Origin of the sequence: Endozoicomonas sp. ONNA2 (genome assembly GCF_024606365.1) — a bacterium.
In the GTDB taxonomy this organism is placed as follows: domain Bacteria; phylum Pseudomonadota; class Gammaproteobacteria; order Pseudomonadales; family Endozoicomonadaceae; genus Endozoicomonas.
In genome coordinates this window covers 1-1556 of record NZ_JAHHPO010000917.1, presented here as the reverse complement: position 1 = coordinate 1556, position 1556 = coordinate 1, and the positions used below count along the sequence as shown (strand labels likewise).

1 protein-coding gene is annotated in these 1556 nt (G+C 38.6%); it reads left to right on the top strand.

The genetic code is table 11. From position 1 onward, the window contains the following. Window positions 1-326 precede the first annotated feature (326 nt). Window positions 327-1556, top strand: a 1230-nt coding sequence (locus tag KDK14_RS16320; protein WP_257266239.1) for a hypothetical protein, incomplete at its 3' end; no start/stop codon positions are given.

Below are 1556 nucleotides of genomic sequence, written 5' to 3'. Positions count from 1 at the left end.
CGGCACGACCGGCTTCCGAAGGTTTCAACGTCTTCTGAAGTTACGGATTCAGGCATATGAAAACATATATATCTGACTTATTGTGTTGGCACTCTCGGCAACTGCTCCTGCATCCATGCAGTCTATTCTCGGACAGCCTCCTGGTACCAGCCCAAGCAGCCAGAAATATTCGATTCCATATGGCCAGCTATTTATCTTCTCCGGGTCCGTGTATATCAGATTGCCGGTGATAAGGCTTCTTGAGTGGAACAGAGCCAATAACATTGCTGATAAAATCCTCCGTAGTTCTAATATTTGAAAGGCTTCTATTGATTTGGTGAATAATTATGATCTCCTCGACGTGTAATCTATTTCATTCGCAATATGCATCCCTGGTTACTGAGGATAGTACGTCTGAAACGCTTGACACTCCTTTACAAAGAAAAGGGGTTCCAGCTCAGGCCACTGCTTCTGATAGTCTTTCAACGCGTACTGTAGAGCCCAAAGTTACTAATAATTACCTTGGCTCTTCAGGCTTTAGCTCTGTTTTTTTTGATACCAGATCTCCGGAATATATTCTTCTGGTAAAAGCCATCCGTGTTATAGAAAAAGGTCCGGCTTATAATGATAATAAGCTTGGTCCTGTTTCCAGAAAAAAAATGACAGTTTCTCAGCTGAGGAAAATGAAGACTGACCTAAAAGTTGAAAATGATAATAAGTTGAGAGAGCTGCAGCGTATTACAGAAAAAATTGCTTCAGTGCATACTGACATAAGGCAAGAAGATATTACATATCTTCTTGAGATATTGTCTGATTTTTACAGTCCTGATTATTTTATAGAATGTATGATATCTATAATGCAAAAAATATTTATCGATCATTGTAAAGCTAAGAGTCTATCAATAACTCAAGCTGACATTGATGAGTTTAAGCAAAATTTTAAGATAAACCATAAATTTAAAGCGGTAAAAAAAACATTAATTAAAGCCAGTAGACAAGAGTGCGGAGAAATTATTGAGCTGATCTACAAAATTGTACTTGGCAAGGATGATATGGGAAGGATATCGTCTTTTATAAATTGGTTTTTAACTTGGGATATGTATTGTAGTGATAATATTGTCTCCAGTTGCATTAATGGTGATGGCAGTCATTATTGTGCACCCTACTTTAGCCCAGAGCTACCGATCAAAGTGGCTTTGAAAAGTTTTGGTCGATTGCCACACTTAAGTGAAAGGGAAAAAGAATTTCTGGAGATGAAAAAGTGTGGGGGTAATTTTGATGTACTCAAGGTTCAGGTGTTACATTTCAATTTGCTGATCGGAAAAGATGTTAACCCGGAACTGGTGGTTTCCCGTGTACAAGATGGTTGTCAGAGATTTGAGCATAATTCGGCCATTAGTATTCATGATCATGCTGAGTATATTGATCTGTTGCAGTTTTTGCATACTGCAACAGTTTGTGTCTTGGAAAAATCTGAGTACGATGCACGCCGATTAATTGAATGTTACGAATACTTTTCCCCTCTGCAGCCTTCAGCAGGTGTATTGAAAAACTATATGCAGGCCAGGTGTGAAGAA